15 protein-coding genes are annotated in these 15,872 nt (G+C 45.8%); 8 read left to right on the top strand and 7 right to left on the bottom strand.

Annotated elements, in window-relative coordinates:
• Nucleotides 1–39 precede the first annotated feature (39 nt).
• The 4 genes from rpoD to rpsU all read right to left on the bottom strand — a co-directional run bounded on the left by rpoD (nt 40) and on the right by rpsU (nt 4,604).
• Nucleotides 40–1,902, bottom strand: coding sequence for an RNA polymerase sigma factor RpoD (gene rpoD / locus R7E29_RS18340; RefSeq protein ID WP_005395986.1), 1,863 nt, complete (start codon nt 1,900–1,902; stop codon nt 40–42).
• 99 nt (nt 1,903–2,001) lie between these two features.
• Nucleotides 2,002–3,768: a DNA primase gene (gene dnaG, locus R7E29_RS18335; RefSeq protein WP_054576656.1), complete on the bottom strand. Its 1,767-nt coding sequence runs from the start codon at nt 3,766–3,768 to the stop codon at nt 2,002–2,004.
• A 149-nt stretch (nt 3,769–3,917) separates the two neighbouring features.
• Nucleotides 3,918–4,361 carry a GatB/YqeY domain-containing protein gene (locus tag R7E29_RS18330; protein WP_005379720.1) on the bottom strand — a complete coding sequence of 148 codons (444 nt, stop codon included), beginning with the start codon at nt 4,359–4,361 and terminating at the stop codon, nt 3,918–3,920.
• Nucleotides 4,362–4,388: 27 nt separating this feature from the next.
• Nucleotides 4,389–4,604: a 30S ribosomal protein S21 gene (rpsU, locus tag R7E29_RS18325; RefSeq protein WP_001145625.1), complete on the bottom strand. Its 216-nt coding sequence runs from the start codon at nt 4,602–4,604 to the stop codon at nt 4,389–4,391.
• 230 nt (nt 4,605–4,834) lie between these two features.
• Between rpsU and tsaD the strand changes: the two genes are divergently transcribed.
• Together tsaD and R7E29_RS18315 are read left to right on the top strand one after the other, a co-directional pair.
• Complete coding sequence (gene tsaD / locus R7E29_RS18320) at nt 4,835–5,851, top strand: tRNA (adenosine(37)-N6)-threonylcarbamoyltransferase complex transferase subunit TsaD (RefSeq protein ID WP_005379854.1); 1,017 nt, start codon at nt 4,835–4,837, stop codon at nt 5,849–5,851.
• A 176-nt stretch (nt 5,852–6,027) separates the two neighbouring features.
• Nucleotides 6,028–6,843, top strand: coding sequence for an alpha/beta fold hydrolase (locus R7E29_RS18315; RefSeq protein ID WP_017635973.1), 816 nt, complete (start codon nt 6,028–6,030; stop codon nt 6,841–6,843).
• Nucleotides 6,844–6,877: 34 nt separating this feature from the next.
• On the opposite strand, the gene plsY is transcribed toward R7E29_RS18315, so the two are convergent.
• Entirely contained in the window at nt 6,878–7,489 is a 612-nt protein-coding gene (gene plsY, locus R7E29_RS18310; protein ID WP_005379857.1) for a glycerol-3-phosphate 1-O-acyltransferase PlsY, read from the bottom strand.
• 250 nt (nt 7,490–7,739) lie between these two features.
• Between plsY and folB the strand changes: the two genes are divergently transcribed.
• Genes folB through R7E29_RS18295 form a run of 3 tightly spaced genes read left to right on the top strand, consistent with a single transcriptional unit; the run spans nt 7,740 to nt 9,396 of the window.
• The gene (folB, locus tag R7E29_RS18305; RefSeq protein WP_005387458.1) at nt 7,740–8,099 is read left to right on the top strand and encodes a bifunctional dihydroneopterin aldolase/7,8-dihydroneopterin epimerase; all 360 of its coding nucleotides are present in this window, start codon (nt 7,740–7,742) and stop codon (nt 8,097–8,099) included.
• Complete coding sequence (folK, locus tag R7E29_RS18300; RefSeq protein WP_005387457.1) at nt 8,096–8,578, top strand: 2-amino-4-hydroxy-6-hydroxymethyldihydropteridine diphosphokinase; 483 nt, start codon at nt 8,096–8,098, stop codon at nt 8,576–8,578. Before folB ends, folK begins: the two co-directional genes overlap by 4 nt.
• 14 nt (nt 8,579–8,592) lie before the next feature.
• Nucleotides 8,593–9,396, top strand: coding sequence for an undecaprenyl-diphosphate phosphatase (locus R7E29_RS18295; protein ID WP_017636143.1), 804 nt, complete (start codon nt 8,593–8,595; stop codon nt 9,394–9,396).
• Between the two features lie 52 nt (nt 9,397–9,448).
• Here the strand turns inward: R7E29_RS18295 and R7E29_RS18290 are convergent, their stop codons facing one another.
• Nucleotides 9,449–10,669 carry a multifunctional CCA addition/repair protein gene (locus R7E29_RS18290; RefSeq protein WP_054576657.1) on the bottom strand — a complete coding sequence of 407 codons (1,221 nt, stop codon included), beginning with the start codon at nt 10,667–10,669 and terminating at the stop codon, nt 9,449–9,451.
• A 137-nt stretch (nt 10,670–10,806) separates the two neighbouring features.
• On the opposite strand from R7E29_RS18290, the gene R7E29_RS18285 reads away from it, so the two are divergent.
• The 3 genes from R7E29_RS18285 to ggt all read left to right on the top strand — a co-directional run bounded on the left by R7E29_RS18285 (nt 10,807) and on the right by ggt (nt 15,113).
• Nucleotides 10,807–12,423 (top strand): ExeA family protein, encoded by a 1,617-nt coding sequence (locus tag R7E29_RS18285; protein WP_017636144.1) that lies wholly within the window; start codon nt 10,807–10,809, stop codon nt 12,421–12,423.
• The gene (locus R7E29_RS18280; protein ID WP_017636145.1) at nt 12,423–13,109 is read left to right on the top strand and encodes a general secretion pathway protein GspB; all 687 of its coding nucleotides are present in this window, start codon (nt 12,423–12,425) and stop codon (nt 13,107–13,109) included. The genes R7E29_RS18285 and R7E29_RS18280 overlap by 1 nt, the downstream gene beginning before the upstream one ends.
• A 273-nt stretch (nt 13,110–13,382) precedes the next feature.
• Nucleotides 13,383–15,113 carry a gamma-glutamyltransferase gene (gene ggt / locus R7E29_RS18275; RefSeq protein ID WP_017636146.1) on the top strand — a complete coding sequence of 577 codons (1,731 nt, stop codon included), beginning with the start codon at nt 13,383–13,385 and terminating at the stop codon, nt 15,111–15,113.
• 88 nt (nt 15,114–15,201) lie between these two features.
• Here ggt and R7E29_RS18270 read toward each other — a convergent pair whose 3' ends face one another.
• Nucleotides 15,202–15,813 carry a TIGR04211 family SH3 domain-containing protein gene (locus tag R7E29_RS18270; RefSeq protein ID WP_005379900.1) on the bottom strand — a complete coding sequence of 204 codons (612 nt, stop codon included), beginning with the start codon at nt 15,811–15,813 and terminating at the stop codon, nt 15,202–15,204.
• Nucleotides 15,814–15,872: the final 59 nt, after the last annotated feature.

Genomic DNA, 15,872 nt, shown 5'->3' with positions numbered 1-15,872 from the left:
TCACCTTTTTTGATTTCTAAAAGCTTGTATGCGCTGCGATTATTCGTCTAGGAAGCTGCGCAGAGTCTCTGAGCGGCTTGGGTGACGAAGTTTACGTAGTGCTTTTGCTTCGATCTGACGGATACGCTCACGAGTAACGTCGAACTGCTTACCAACTTCTTCTAGAGTATGGTCAGTGTTCATGTCAATACCAAAACGCATACGAAGTACTTTCGCTTCACGTGGCGTTAGACCTGCAAGCACGTCTTTTGTTGCCACCTTAAGGCTAGTTGCAGTTGCAGAATCTAGCGGAAGTTCTAGCGTTGTATCTTCGATAAAATCACCTAGATGCGAATCTTCGTCGTCACCGATTGGTGTCTCCATTGAGATAGGCTCTTTAGCGATTTTTAGAACTTTACGAATCTTGTCTTCTGGCATTTGCATGCGCTCTGCCAGTTCTTCCGGTAGTGGCTCGCGACCCATCTCTTGCAACATTTGACGAGAAATACGGTTTAGCTTGTTGATCGTTTCGATCATGTGTACCGGGATACGAATCGTACGTGCTTGGTCCGCGATTGAACGAGTGATTGCCTGACGGATCCACCACGTTGCGTAAGTCGAGAACTTGTAACCACGACGATATTCGAACTTATCTACCGCTTTCATCAGACCGATGTTACCTTCCTGGATCAGATCCAAGAACTGTAGGCCACGGTTGGTGTATTTCTTCGCGATAGAAATTACAAGACGCAAGTTCGCTTCAACCATCTCTTTCTTCGCACGGCGAGCTTTTGCTTCACCGATAGACATACGACGGCTGATGTCTTTAATGTTCTGTACGTTTAGAGAAGTCTCTTCTTCAATCATTTTTAGCTTAGCGATTGAACGACGGATTTCTTCTTCGTTACGTTTGATCTTTTCAGCGTATGGCTTGTCTGAAGCAAGAACTTCATCCAGCCAAGCTTCACTTGATTCATTACCAGTGAACAGCGCGATGAATGATTTCTTCGGCATTTTGCCGTATTCAACCACAGACTTCATGATCAGACGCTCTTGTGTACGAACGCGATCCATAGCAGTACGCAGTTCATTCACTAGGTGATCAAACTGTTTAGGCGTTAGACGAAACTCGCGGAATACGTCTAGCATCATTTCATTAGCAACGGTTGCTTTCGGGCTGTTATAGCCGTACTCGTTGATTGCTAATTGAAGATTTTGATAGGTGCTGCGTAGTTGGTTGAATTTCTCTAGCGCTAATTCAGGATCGATACCTACATCTTCTTCAGAATCATCTGAATCGTCATCGCTATCTTCGTCGTCATCAACGTCTTCATCGTCTTCTTCTTCTAACTGAGATTCAGTCAGTTCAGAACCGATGTGTGTTGCCGTTGGTGCAGCGGTGTCGTCAGCATCTGGATCTACAAAACCTGAAATTAGGTCTGTAAGACGTAGTTCTTCAGCTTGAACTTTGTCAAATTGCTCAAGAATGTACGGAATTGTGCCTGGGTATTCAGCAACAGACGATTGAACTTGGTTAATACCTTCTTCAATACGTTTTGCGATGTCGATTTCGCCTTCGCGAGTTAGAAGTTCGACAGTACCCATCTCACGCATGTACATACGTACTGGGTCTGTTGTACGACCAATCTCACTCTCTACGCTAGAAAGTGCAGCGGCTGCAGCTTCGGCTGCATCTTCATCGGTAATATTTGTGTCATCGTTCAGTGCTAAATCATCAGCATCAGGAGCAGTTTCTACTACCTTAATGCCCATGTCGTTGATCATCTGAATGATGTCTTCTACCTGTTCTGAATCTACGATTTCAGCAGGTAGGTGGTCATTTACTTCGGCGTAGGTCAGATAGCCTTGTTCCTTGCCTTTAATAACAAGTGACTTTAGCTGTGACTGCGGATTGTGATCCATAGACGGTATCCAACTTCGTAATCTGGTGAAGGAATCAGTATGCGAAATGCAAACCACTTACTATAACAAATTAAATCGTTGCTGACTAATTAAACAGGGTTACGCTTTTAAATCTAGCATAAGTGCTAGCAGCTCCCTTTTCTCTTCGGCTGATAAACCGACACTTCTTGCTTTGGCCTGCAGGTTTTCAATTTGTTTTTCTACGCACTGGGCAATAATTTTATCCAGTGAGTCTAAAAAGATTTCTTCTTGGTTGTCCTCATCGAGTGGAATGTCCCAACTCGCGAGACGAGACAGAAGGGTCTCATTTTGGCTGTTTCGCCAATGCTCTAATAATTGGCCTGTGTTGATATGGGGATGCGCTTGGCATTTATCAAGTACATCAACAAATAAACTTAGACCAGGAATGGGCAAATCTCTAACGCTAGTTAGATCTGGCACCATACTTACGTATTGTGGGTTTTGAATCAGTAACGCGATCACTTCTCGCATCGGCGTTCGCTTGATTTCTTTATGAGGTTGAGGCCTTTTATCCTCTTTACCTTGTTTTGAAATTAGCTGCTGTAGTTGGCGTTCATCAACCAAACCCAAACGGCGGCCAAGCAATTCTCTCAAGTATAGTCTTAAAGTGCCGCCAGGGACTTTATCAATGAGAGGAACCGCAAGAGTACTCAGTTTTGCCATGCCTTCTTTCGTGCTCATGTCGACCTGCTGAGTCAATGAGCTGAACATGAATTCAGACAAGGGCATCGCATTAGACACTTGCTGCTCAAATGCTTGTTTTCCGTTTTGTCGGATATAAGAGTCGGGATCTTCTCCATCCGGCAAAAACATGAATTTTAACTGGCGACCATCCGTTAGGTAAGGCAATGCATTTTCCATGGCACGCCACGCGGCTTCACGGCCTGCGCGGTCACCGTCATAACAACACACGACGGTGCTTGTTTGCCTGAATAACACCTGCAAGTGATCGCCCGTTGTCGAGGTTCCTAATGAGGCAACGGAATAATCTACGCCATATTGAGCAAGCGCGACAACATCCATATAGCCTTCAACCACTAAAATTTGTGGTGGCTCACGATACGCTTGTAGTACTTCATAAAGGCCATACAACTCTTTACCTTTATGAAATATCGGGGTTTCGGGTGAGTTGAGATATTTTGGTGTCCCATCACCTAATACTCGACCACCAAAGCCTATTACTCGGCCGCGTCTGTCTCGAATAGGAAACATCACTCGACCACGGAATCGGTCGTAGCGGTTGCCTTTATCGTTTTCAATCAACATGCCGCCTGTGACGAGCATGTCTTGGTTTTCTTTATTCTGGCCAAAGTTCTTACGAACTAAATCCCATTCATCAGCCACATAGCCGATGCCAAACTTCTGGACGATTTCACCAGACAGGCCACGATCTTTTAGATACTCAATCGCCACCTTACTTGCTGGCTGTTTGAGTTGGTTACGATAAAATTGAGCAATGCTGCCCATTAAGTCGTATAGGTTACGTTTTTCACTGCTGCTTGCTTGTGGGCCTGACTGAAACGAACCATTACCGCCGCCACGTTGTTCTCGAGGAACATCTAAACCCAAGTATGAAGCGAGTTCTTCAATGGCTTCGACGAATTCTAGTCGGTCGAATTCCATCAAAAAATCGATGGCATTTCCGTGCGCGCCACAACCAAAACAATGGTAGAACTGCTTTTCTTGACTGACACTGAATGAGGGTGTCTTTTCGTTGTGGAAAGGGCAGCATGCGCCGTAGTTTTTGCCTTTTTTCTTAAGTTTCACACGTGCGTCGATGATATCGACAATATCAAGTCGAGCTAGAAGGTCATCGATAAAACTGCGAGGGATGTGTCCAGCCATAAAACCTAACAAAAAAAGAAGATGATGAGTGGAGTGAATGCCTTAAAAGAATGAGCGTATTGCCCATTGATTTCATTCCATCCATCCAGATACAAACAAGCCGTGCGCTCCAAAGGATAGCACGGCTTGCTGCAATTGGGTGGGGTACCTTAAGCCAATTTAGCGCGAACTAAACCGCTTACTTTACCCATATCTGCACGCCCTTGAATTTGCGGTTTCAGAACGCCCATTACTTTGCCCATGTCTTGCATGCCAGCTGCGCCAGATTCAGCAATCGCGTTCTCGATGAGAGCCGCTACTTCTTCGTCTGTCAGTGGTTGAGGCATAAAGTCCTCAAGAACGGTAATTTCTGCTTGTTCCGCATCAGCAAGATCTTGACGACCCGCTGCTTCAAACTGCGCTACAGAATCGCGACGTTGTTTAACCATCTTGGTCAATACTGCAAGAATGTCGTCATCGTTCAGAGTAATCTGTTCGTCAACTTCACGTTGCTTGATTGCTGATAGGGCTAAACGAATAGTACCAAGGCGCAATTTGTCCTTGGCTTTCATCGCTAATTTTTGCTCTTCTTTGAGTTGATCAATCAGAGCCATAACTAAATTCCTTTTGGAGCTCAGTTATTAGTACAGGCGAACGCGACGAGCGTTTTCGCGAGCTAGCTTCTTAGCGTGACGCTTTTGAGCTGCTGCTTTAGCGCGTTTGCGAACTGTAGTTGGTTTTTCGTAGTGCTCACGACGACGCACTTCAGAAAGGATACCTGCTTTTTCGCAAGAGCGCTTAAAACGACGTAGAGCAACGTCGAACGGTTCGTTTTCACGTACTTTAACTACTGGCATATGCCTTTCACCTCAGGGGTTATTCGTTAACGCTGGTATTCAACAGACCAAATCACAATTGTTAGGTCTCTTACCAGCTTGATCAAAAATGGTGCGGAATTTTAATCCGATCACAACTACTTTGTAAAGCCTTTTGTCGATTATTGTCTGTACAAAATTTGTTTGCAGCACCAAGGCGAGGTAATATGACGCCCAAATTTCCTCTATACAGAAAGCATACTGAGAAAACCATGCGCATTATTGGTATTGAAACCTCTTGTGACGAGACTGGCATCGCAATTTATGACGATGAAAATGGTCTCTTGTCACACAAGCTATATAGCCAAGTAAAACTGCACGCAGATTACGGCGGTGTGGTGCCTGAGTTGGCTTCACGTGACCACGTAAAGAAAACCATTCCTCTTATTAAAGAGGCACTAAAAGAAGCGAACTTAACTTCAAAAGACATCGATGGTGTCGCGTATACCGCGGGGCCTGGTCTTGTTGGGGCGCTATTAGTGGGTGCGACTATCGGTCGCAGTATTGCTTATGCTTGGGGAGTGCCAGCGGTACCTGTTCATCATATGGAAGGTCACCTATTGGCCCCAATGTTGGAAGATAACCCTCCACCGTTCCCGTTTGTGGCGGTATTAGTATCGGGCGGTCACTCTATGATGGTGGAGGTGAGAGGCATCGGTGAGTACAAAATTCTAGGTGAGTCGATTGATGATGCGGCGGGCGAAGCGTTTGATAAAACAGCGAAGCTAATGGGTTTGGATTACCCAGGCGGTCCACTATTATCTAAACTGGCGGAAAAAGGTACACCGGGCCGCTTTAAGTTCCCGCGCCCAATGACGAATGTGCCAGGTTTGGACATGAGTTTCTCTGGTCTAAAAACCTTTACGGCTAACACGATTGCTGCAAACGGTGATGACGAGCAAACTCGCGCGGACATCGCATTAGCATTTGAAGAAGCTGTGTGTGCTACGTTGGCTATTAAATGTAAGCGCGCGCTTGAGCAAACAGGCATGAAACGTATTGTTATTGCTGGTGGTGTGAGTGCTAACCGTCGTTTGCGAGCTGAGTTAGAGAAGTTAGCGAAGAAAGTTGGTGGCGAAGTTTACTACCCACGTACTGAGTTCTGTACAGATAACGGTGCGATGATCGCTTACGCAGGCATGCAGCGCTTGAAGAATGGCGAAGTGGCTGATATGTCAGTAGAGGCTCGTCCACGTTGGCCAATTGATCAACTAACACCTGTCGCTTAATCAAATTTATGCGGTAAGTTTGAAACCGGTTCTGTGTAATAAAGGTCTCTGCTCCTCAGAGGCCTTTATTTTTAATTATTCAATGAACCGCCTCGTTTTACATTCTGACTGATGCGATCAGTTCGCTATTGTTTCAATGTTAGGATGACGTGGAAGAATAAGAAATGGATATAACAATGAATAAGTTTGAAATTGAAGGTCAGCAACTTGCTTATCTAGATAAAGGTGAGGGCCCTGTGCTTCTATTTGGTCATAGTTACCTTTGGGATAGCCAAATGTGGGCGCCGCAAGTTGAGGTTTTAAGCCAGTCATTCCGTTGTATTGTGCCAGATCTTTGGGCACATGGTGAATCGGACGCTGCACCTGCATCGACACAGTCATTGGCCGACTATGCACAACATATGTTGGCATTGATGGATCATTTAGATATCGAAGAGTTCTCGATAGTGGGCTTATCTGTTGGCGGCATGTGGGGAGCAGAGCTAACGGCTCAAGCGCCGCAACGTGTTAAGTCACTGGTATTGATGGATACCTTCATTGGCTGGGAGCCAGAAGTTACGTATAAGAAGTATTTTGCAATGCTTGATACCATCAGCCAAGTCCAAGCAGTGCCTGCGCCAATTATTGAAGCCGTTGTGCCGCTGTTCTTTGCCAACAACGTCAATCAGGATAACCCTGAACTTGTCGCTTCATTCAAACGCAGTTTAGAAGAGCTGAACGGTGAGCGTGCGGTGGAAGTCGCTCGCATAGGGCGTATGGTGTTTGGTCGCCGGGATGTGATTGAGGATTCGGAAAAATTTGCTCTGCCGACGTTAATTGCAGTGGGCTGTGAAGATAAACCACGTCCAGTTTTTGAATCTTATTTAATGAAAGACTGTATCACAGGCAGTGAGTTGGTGGAGATTCCCCAAGCGGGACATATCAGTTGTTTAGAACAACCTGAGTTCGTCAACCAGATGTTGTTGAACTTCCTGAATCGAGTTCATGCGTAACCAATGCATCCTTCTTTAAACGAAAAGCTCGGCATTAAGCCGAGTTTTTTTGTGTCAGTTTTTTCTCGCCGATTTTTGGCTCGTCGCCAGATAAAAGCCGCCGAATATTTTGATGATGCTTAAATACGATTAAGCAGCACAGCATAGCAACAGGTAACGTGTATTGCGGTTTAAACATCCAAGTATAAAACGGAGTGACCAAAACCGTGACGAGAGCCGCTAAGGATGAATAGCGGAATAGCGCGGCTACTGACAGCCAAGTTAACATTACCAATCCAGTTAAGTCCAAACCAATCGGAGCGATAGCGCCAAGCGCGGTTGCGACACCTTTTCCGCCTTTAAAGTGGAAAAAGATGGGGTACATGTGGCCAAGACAGGCAGCAATGGCGATGACGCCAAGAATGATAGGGTCGATACCAAGAAAGTATCCGCCCCACACGGGGATAGTGCCTTTGAGCATATCGCACAACAAGACTGAAACAGCGGCTCCTCGTCCGCCAATACGCAATACGTTCGTTGCTCCAGGATTGTTAGATCCCACACTGCGTGGGTCTGGCAGTTTTAAGAGTCGACAGATCAAAACCGCACTGGAAACCGAACCTAATAAATAGGCGGCCATTGTCATTATCAGTGCCAGTGCGTCCATAGAAGTCCTTGATGGATTGGAATTTAATGCTCGGTTCCCGCGTAGTTGCTATCATACCCCGAATTTACATAATGCAGAAATCCTCACTGTGATAGAGCTTGCATTATGTGATTTCTTGTATATAAAGATGCTTTCGCAGTTTATACCTAAGTAACATTGTGATGACCAAAGTAAATGTTACTTAGGTATAGAATACTACGATCAAATTACCCCTCACGGGTATCCGACCTCTGTAATAGAAGGACATAAGATGGCTCTGGATAAAGTTTTTATTGAACAGTTGGAAGTAATCACCACCATTGGCGTGTACGACTGGGAACAACAAATCAAACAAAAGTTGGTTCTAGATATTGAAATGGCACACGATAATAAACCTGCGGGCAAAAGTGATGATGTGCAAGATGCACTGGATTATTCGCAGGTGAGTGAGGCGGTACTTAACCACATTGAAAATGGTCGTTTCTTATTGGTCGAGCGCGTGGCTGAAGAAGTAGCAGAGCTTATCATGCAGCGTTTCTCTGTGCCTTGGGTGAAAATCCGCCTAGCGAAGCCTGGCGCCGTGCCGCAAGCACGTGCTGTTGGTGTGGTGATTGAGCGAGGCCGAGCATGATCACCACCTATATCGGTGTTGGGACGAACGTAGAAAGAGAGCAACATGTGCTTGCTGCGTATCAGGAGCTGCAACGGCTTGGAGAAAATCTCCTCGTATCACCGATATATGAATGCGAACCTATTGGTTTTAGCAGTAAGAATTTCTACAACTTTGTCGTTGCAATGCGTACCGAGTTGTCATTAGAAGAGTTGAGCCATCAACTACGCGAGATTGAATTTAAATGGGGACGCGAAGAAAACGCGCAAAAGTATCAGGATCGAACACTGGATCTCGATATAGTGTTGTTCGGTGAGCGCGTCTCCAAGAAAAAACCTGAGCTACCTCGCAGTGATATCTACAAATATCCTTTTGTCACAAAGCCGTTGTATGATCTCGAACCGCAATTAGTGATCCCAGGCGATGGACGCACAGTCGCAGACATTTGGCATGCTATGCAGCCAGTCGATTCGCTCAAACCCGTTTCCTTTCATTTTTAATTTGAGTTGTTTACATGAGTTATTTTGAAGCCTTTATTTTGGCTCTGATTCAGGGGCTGACAGAGTTTTTGCCTATCTCAAGCTCTGCCCATTTGATCCTGCCTTCCGCTATTTTAGGATGGGAAGACCAAGGTCTGGCCTTTGATGTTGCTGTTCACGTCGGTACATTAATGGCTGTCGTGATCTATTTTCGTCATGAAGTAATCACTTTGTTTCAAGCGTTATTTGCTTCGATCTTTAAAGGAGATCGCAGTAAAGAAGCTAAATTGGCTTGGATGATCGTGATTGCGACGATTCCAGCTTGTGTGTTCGGTCTATTGATGAAAGACATCATTGAAGTGTATCTACGTAGCGCTTACGTCATCGCGACTACCACGATCGTATTTGGCTTGTTGCTATGGTGGGTAGACAAAAACGCTAAACTCGTTGCCGATGAATACCAAACGGGTTGGAAGAAAGCTGTATTTATCGGTATTGCTCAAGCCTTAGCGATGATTCCTGGAACTTCACGTTCAGGGGCGACCATCACAGCAGCGCTTTACCTTGGCTTTACTCGAGAAGCGGCTGCCCGATTTTCGTTTTTAATGTCGATCCCAATCATTACATTAGCTGGTAGCTACTTAGGCATGAAGTTAGTGACCAGTGGTGAGCCTGTCCATGTTGGTTTCTTACTTACTGGCATTATCACATCGTTTATCAGTGCGTACATCTGTATCCACTTCTTCTTGAAGATGATTTCACGCATGGGCATGACACCGTTTGTGATTTACCGTCTCATTTTGGGCGTCGGTTTGTTCGCTTTTCTATTAAGTGCATAATTGATGCTAACGAAAAACGCCCGCGAAATCCGCGGGCGTTTTTGTTTGTTCGTTACTTCTTAAGTACTGCTTTCACTGCTTCAATACGTCGTTTTTCTTGCTCGTCACGAATCGCAGGGCCTTTAAAGCCCTCTTTGATTATGGTTTGAACGTCAACTGCCGCTGCTGCTTGGTAGGCTTGCCTAAAAATATCCGCCTGTGGATATGGTTGCGTTTCCAGTCCTTTACGACCAGCGTGATCCGCTTGGCAGCAAAGCAAGATATCTTGCAGACGTTCGGACTTACGCCACCCATCAAGCTTATTGAGTATTTTAATTATGGTTTGTGGTTTAAGTTCAGCCGCGCGATGAATATTGGAGTGCTGTTCGCACACCATCAAGGCTAAATCACGAAACTCATTTGGTACCCGGACACGTTCGCACAGCTTTTTGATCAGTTTTAATCCTGTATGGCAATGCATTTTGTGGCTTGGCCATTCGCTCTCTGGCGTCACGCCCTTACCCAAGTCATGCACTTGGGCGGCAAACCTGACGGGGAGTGAGTTACTCAATTTTGCGGCTTGCTCTGCCACCATCAAAGTATGGATGCCAGTATCGATTTCTGGATGCCACTTCTCAGGTTGAGGTACGCCAAATAGTGCATCAATTTCAGGTAACACCACGGTTAATGCACCACAGTCTCGTAGAACCGATAAGAAAATATCAGGGCGAGGAGTAGAGAGAGATTTATGCCATTCTTGCCAAACACGCTCGGGAGTCAGTGTGCTCAGCTCTCCGGACTCTGCCATGTGACGCATTAACCGCATGGTTTCGTCGGCAACCGTAAAGTTTAGATCAGCAAGCTTCGCTGCGAAGCGAGCGACACGTAAAACGCGTAGAGGGTCTTCAATAAAGGCGTCTGATACATGGCGTAGCAGTTTATCGTTGAGATCTTGCTGGCCACCATATGGGTCATGGATCGTGCCATCACTCTCCATTGCCATCGCGTTAATGGTTAAATCACGACGTATCAAATCTTCTTCTAAGGTGACGTTTTGATCGAAGAAACATTCAAAACCAGTGTAACCAGAACCTGACTTTCTCTCTGTTCGTGCAAGGGCATATTCTTCTTTACTTTTGGGATGCAGAAATACAGGAAAGTCTTTACCAACGGCGGTGTATCCTTGGGACAGCATCATCTCGGGCGTCGCGCCTACGACCACCCAGTCGTTGTCATAACTACCAATTCCGAGCAATTTATCTCGAACTGCGCCACCTACTAAATAAACTTGCACGAATTACCTCTTAATTTATGGATATGCCGTTGGACATTGTAGCAAGCAATGGTACTTTTCTTTACTCCTAAGAATAGAAGAAGAGCGTTTATACCATGTCTGACTATTCCCAGGTGGTTTTTTAGCTGGAGAGCCTAATGTATAAGGACTTTTTTGGGTTTGTCGAACAACCATTTTCGATTGTTCCAAACTCACGTTATTTGTATTTAAGCCAACGTCACAAAGAGGCAATCACACATCTCCAAGCTGGGCTAGGCGATGGCGGTGGCTTTGCTATGCTTACTGGCGAAGTAGGTACAGGCAAAACGACCGTCGCAAAAGCGATGCTGGCGAATTTGGGTGATAACACCAAAGCGGGTCTTATTCTCAATCCCACGTTTTCGAGTAGAGACTTGCTCGAAGCCATTTGTGATGAGTTCAAAATCACCTATCCGCCAGATGCAAACCTCAAACAGCTAAACCAGGTTATCCATCAATATTTGCTGCGTAATTATCGTTCAGGCTGGCAGACATTGCTGGTCATTGATGAGGCTCAACACCTTGCTGCCGACGTTCTAGAGCAGTTGCGATTGTTGACCAACTTGGAAACCGATACCAGAAAATTGCTCAAAGTGTTGTTGGTCGGGCAGCCTGAATTGCAGCGGTTATTACAAACAACACAACTACGCCAACTTGCCCAGCGTATTACCGGGCGTTATCACCTGTTGCCGTTGGATGAAAAAGAGACAGAAGATTACATCGCATTTCGACTACATACAGCAGGTGGCGACCAGCAACTGTTTAATCGTGCTTCTTGTAAACTTATAGCCAAATACAGTCACGGTATACCGCGGCTCATCAACCTTATCTGTGACAAATCCCTCAACATTAGTTATCACCAGGGTAATGTGGTGGTGGATAAGCAAACCGTTCAGCAGGCCTGTGAAGAGGTGATGCAGTTTCAGGCAGATATTTATCAGCAAGATAAAAAAGAGCGCCGGACTTTCCGTTGGCCTGCTTGGGGCTCTGTCACGGTAGGCCTTATTGCTGCATTAAGTACGGGGTGGGCTGTCGTGAATTATATGCCAGCTCAAGCGACGTCAGTGTTGACACAAGTGAAGGAGCCAAGAGTAGAGCCAACACCAACCGTCGTAAGCCAACAGTTAACGGATGAGCAGCGTGATTTATTGTTAACACAAAAACAGTCGAACCTCGCTGTAAATGATTTGTATCGTTTGTGGGGGTATCAAGCATCGGTTCGCGATAATCTTTGTTTGTCAGAACCGCAGTCGACTATGCGTTGTGAGCGTAAAATGGCGACTTGGCCGCTGTTGATGCAACAAAATCGCCCTGTGATCTTGGAGTTGAATTATCAAGGTGATGTTGGGTATGTCATTCTATATGCCGTCGGTAATGATCAAGCTGAAGTGCTCAATGGTAAGCAGCGTCTCCGTCTGCCAGTTTCGTGGCTAAAGCCGTTGTGGCAGGGCAATATTATCGAACTGTGGCATGCTCCGCTGAATGAAACATTACGTTTAGACATGGAAGGCCCCGCGATTGAAGTATTAGACCGATTATTAGCAGAAGCGGTGAGTGAGCCACTGCTTGAAACGTCTATTTTTGATGGTGCGATGAAAGAGCGAGTCGAATTATTTCAACGTTGGCAAGGAATTGGTGTCGATGGTATTGCAGGTAAGCGAACGCTAGACCGACTTCAGCAAAATGTTCAGCCAGATGCGCCTCAACTGGCGAGAATCGAGAAGGAGGACGCATAATGTCAGCTGTGAAACATATAGGTCTGTTCTTGCTGCCAATCACTGCTTCTGCTATCGGAGTCGCTTGGTACTTAGATCTCTTTGCACCGAGTGTTGAAGTAGATACAACGTCCCCGATAGAAAAGGTCGAAGTGCTATCACCTTTCAAAGTATTGGACTATCCAGAGAACACCCAGTTAGCCCAATTGCCAAGAGAGTGGCCAAGTGCAGAGCTATCGCGTGATTTTGGTACATTTATCCCCCCCGATGAATACACGAGCCATACACCAAGCAGAGATGAAACACGTAACTCAGCATCAACCCAAACGACTTCTGCTGCTGAAGAGGACCTCGGGTTGTCTTTGGATGATCTGGATTTATCCTCATTATCTCCTGATTTAGCTAGGAAGGTCGAAAATGCCTTATCCCGAGATGATGACAATTCGTCATCACAAACGGCACGCGTGAACGATTTAGAGCGCAACGCTCACCAGTGGCAAGGGCGTCTACCTGCGCTTAATTTGCAAACCCATATGTACGCTAGTGATGAAAATCGCCGTTGGGTGAAAATTAACAATATTGAATATCATCAAGGGGATGTCGTTGATGATCAGGTCACTCTAAGAGAAATACAACCGCAAGCGGTGATTGTTGAGTTCCAAGGTGAGCAAATTCGTATACCAGCGTTGTATGAGTGGAAAGGGTAACTCTTGTAGAAACACATCAAGCCAGCGAAATCATATCGCTGGCTTTTTATTTTTCAGAGCATCTTTTGCATCTATTCTGGTGATGATTTTTAGATACTCAAACAAGCAAAATATAGCTTTTCTCAGTCGTTTAAATAGCACCAATATCATTCATCTATTGATAGCGCGATTCCAGTCAACGTTGTGTAAAAAGACACCATCTTCACGAACTTCGGAGTAATGACTTGGTCCACGTTAGACCCCATCACATAATAGGAGTCTAAACAGAGACACATGCGTATTCTGATTTTTTCTTTAAGTATTGTTGCATCGACAAGCTATGCAGCAAAGCCAGACCCATTCCCAGTTACACCAGATGGTCGCGGGCAAGATTTCATGGTCAGTGCGACGAACCCTTACGTAAGCAGTACCGGTTACTCAATATTGAAAGAAGGCGGTAACGCTGTTGATGCTATGGTCGCGATGCAGATGGTGATGTCTGTCGTTGAGCCAGATATGACCGGAATTGGCGGCGGGACTTTCGCGCTGTTTTATCAACATGACGAGAAAAAATTTCTGGCCCTTGATGGTCGAGATGAAGCGCCCTCTAGCGCGAACCCTGAAATGTTTGTTGAGAATGGGGAAGTACTCAGTCGCAACGAAATATTAGGCCCTCGTTCTGTTGCGGTTCCGGGCACGTTGCGGTTGCTTTACACCACTCATGAACAATACGGCAAGTTGCCATGGGCAGAGCTGATTAAGCCGGCAATTACATTGGCGAGCAATGGGTACGCGATGAACAGCTACACCTACGACATCGTAGTAAGAGAGCAAAGCCGACTTGAGCAAGATCCGGAAGTGAAAGCCTTGTATTGGCAAGGGGACGATATTAAACCGACGGGAACCTTGATGAAGAACCCTAAGATGGCTGAGACGCTGAGGAAGATCGCGCAACAAGGCGATAGTTACCTTTATGGTGGTGAGCTTGGTCAGCACATCGTAGAGACGGTTAATAGTCGTATTGACGACCAACACGAGAAGTTGTCTTTAGAAGATTTTAAACATTACCAAGTGAAGCAGCGTGACATCATTGAGAGCGACTACCGTGGGAATAAAATCGTCTCTTTTGGTTACCCAGCTTCGGGCGGTGTGATGGTCGCTCAGAGTCTTGAACTGCTTGCACCCTATGGCATTGCCCATATGGCGAAAACGGATGTGGAACCTTGGCGTCTCATGACTGAAGCGATGCGAATTGCAAAAGCCGATCGTATTGCGTATGCCGGAGATCCGGATTATGTGGAAGCGCCAGTTGAACAGTTGCTGTCTAAAGCCTATCTAGATCAGAGACGTGATTTAATCCCTGATAATGGCACTTCAAAAGAGGATCCACAAGCAGGACAGATAACGCAAACTCAGTATGCGCAATATCAAGGCTTCGAGAGCAAAGATACAGGGCATATTTCTATCGTCGATAGAGATGGAAATGCAATTGCGATGACCAGCACCGTTGGCACGGGAATGGGATCTGGTGTCATGGTTGATGGCGTTATCTTGAATGCACAAATGGCGAACTTCTCACCTCAGCCAACGGTTAACGGCAAGCCTACGCAAAACTCAATTGAAGCGGGCAAGCGTCCACGTTCGGCTATTACGCCATTAATGGTGATGGACAGTGATGATAACTTGCGTTTGGTGGTTGGGTCACCAGGTAGTTCACAAATCCCGGGGTATGTACTCAAAACCGTGGTTGGGGTGCTGGATTGGAATTTATTAGCGCAAGAGGCTATTGACTTACCAAACATCCAGTATGGCACTAAGATAGACCGCACCAAGTCTTATGACCCGACTGGTTTGCTGGTGGAAAAGAAAACGTTCGCAGAAATGTTGGTGCCTGAGTTTATGGAGCTTGGCTACCCAGTGCACGTTATTCCAGTGGTAAGCGGTTTGAATGCAATTGAGCTAAAAGATGGCAAGCTTTATGGCGCAACGGATCGTCGTCGAGCCTCTAGTTCAATGGGGGAGTAGTACTCACTTCTGTCAAACGAAGCAAACTAAAAAGCCAGTCAATATCGACTGGCTTTTGCGTTCTTTTTAAAGATAAAAGCGTAAGGGTTTATGCCCAACCCGCAGGAGAGCGCTTTCTACGAGGCATGACATGCGGAAGAATCAAACCAAATAGTAAACCTAAACCTGCAACACCGCCGCCATAAGTGAAGTACTTAAGCAGCATGTCATCTTTTTGTGTATCCAGTTTTGCGCGTAGCTCGCGGTTTTCTGTTTCAACAGAAGTAAGCTGATCGCTGATCTCAGAGTATTTATTTTCTAGATCTGAAATTTGTTGGTTACGTGTTTCGAGAGAGGTAACAAGACCGGCTTTCTCTGCATCAGAAGTTTGACGAGCATTAGCAAGCTGCTCTTTTACTTCGGCTAGCTCTTTCTCAATACGAGGAAGGCGAATTGCCATGCTCTCTTGGTTTGTCACAAACTTGCTTTGTACCCAACCAGTGCGACCACGGTCATCACGAACTTGCGTATAGCCAGTATCTCGGTTGGTTTTAATCAGTTGTACTTTAGAACCGGCGTTAACACTACCAATAATACGGTAGGTGTTATTTGGACCTGAGTGCATAAAAGTGAAGAGGTCATCAGAAATATAACGGTCTGCTGCTAGGGCCGCTGGCGCTGCTAGCAAAGTAAACAAAACCGTGATGATTAGTTTTTTCACAGTAAATCCCTTAACGATTTTTCTTGGAGACAGCGTTGGCACCGAATGATTGGAGCCGG

The sequence above is a fragment of the Vibrio sp. Vb1729 genome (assembly GCF_033338655.1).
GTDB classification, from domain to species: Bacteria; Pseudomonadota; Gammaproteobacteria; order Enterobacterales; family Vibrionaceae; genus Vibrio; species Vibrio alginolyticus.
Note: the sequence above shows the minus strand (reverse complement) of the source record. Positions and strands in the feature narration are given on the sequence as shown.

Excerpts from the sequence above, each read along its gene's own strand:
- folB (WP_005387458.1), top strand. The coding sequence starts at position 7,740 with ATGGCTCTGGATAAAGTTTTTATTGAACAGTTGGAAGTAATCACCACC.
- R7E29_RS18330 (WP_005379720.1), bottom strand. The coding sequence starts at position 4,361 with ATGGCTCTGATTGATCAACTCAAAGAAGAGCAAAAATTAGCGATGAAA.
- rpsU (WP_001145625.1), bottom strand. The coding sequence starts at position 4,604 with ATGCCAGTAGTTAAAGTACGTGAAAACGAACCGTTCGACGTTGCTCTA.
- ggt (WP_017636146.1), top strand. The coding sequence starts at position 13,383 with ATGCGTATTCTGATTTTTTCTTTAAGTATTGTTGCATCGACAAGCTAT.
- R7E29_RS18295 (WP_017636143.1), top strand. The coding sequence starts at position 8,593 with ATGAGTTATTTTGAAGCCTTTATTTTGGCTCTGATTCAGGGGCTGACA.
- dnaG (WP_054576656.1), bottom strand. The coding sequence starts at position 3,768 with ATGGCTGGACACATCCCTCGCAGTTTTATCGATGACCTTCTAGCTCGA.
- rpoD (WP_005395986.1), bottom strand. The coding sequence starts at position 1,902 with ATGGATCACAATCCGCAGTCACAGCTAAAGTCACTTGTTATTAAAGGC.
- folK (WP_005387457.1), top strand. The coding sequence starts at position 8,096 with ATGATCACCACCTATATCGGTGTTGGGACGAACGTAGAAAGAGAGCAA.
- plsY (WP_005379857.1), bottom strand. The coding sequence starts at position 7,489 with ATGGACGCACTGGCACTGATAATGACAATGGCCGCCTATTTATTAGGT.
- R7E29_RS18315 (WP_017635973.1), top strand. The coding sequence starts at position 6,028 with ATGAATAAGTTTGAAATTGAAGGTCAGCAACTTGCTTATCTAGATAAA.
- R7E29_RS18285 (WP_017636144.1), top strand. The coding sequence starts at position 10,807 with ATGTATAAGGACTTTTTTGGGTTTGTCGAACAACCATTTTCGATTGTT.
- tsaD (WP_005379854.1), top strand. The coding sequence starts at position 4,835 with ATGCGCATTATTGGTATTGAAACCTCTTGTGACGAGACTGGCATCGCA.
- R7E29_RS18280 (WP_017636145.1), top strand. The coding sequence starts at position 12,423 with ATGTCAGCTGTGAAACATATAGGTCTGTTCTTGCTGCCAATCACTGCT.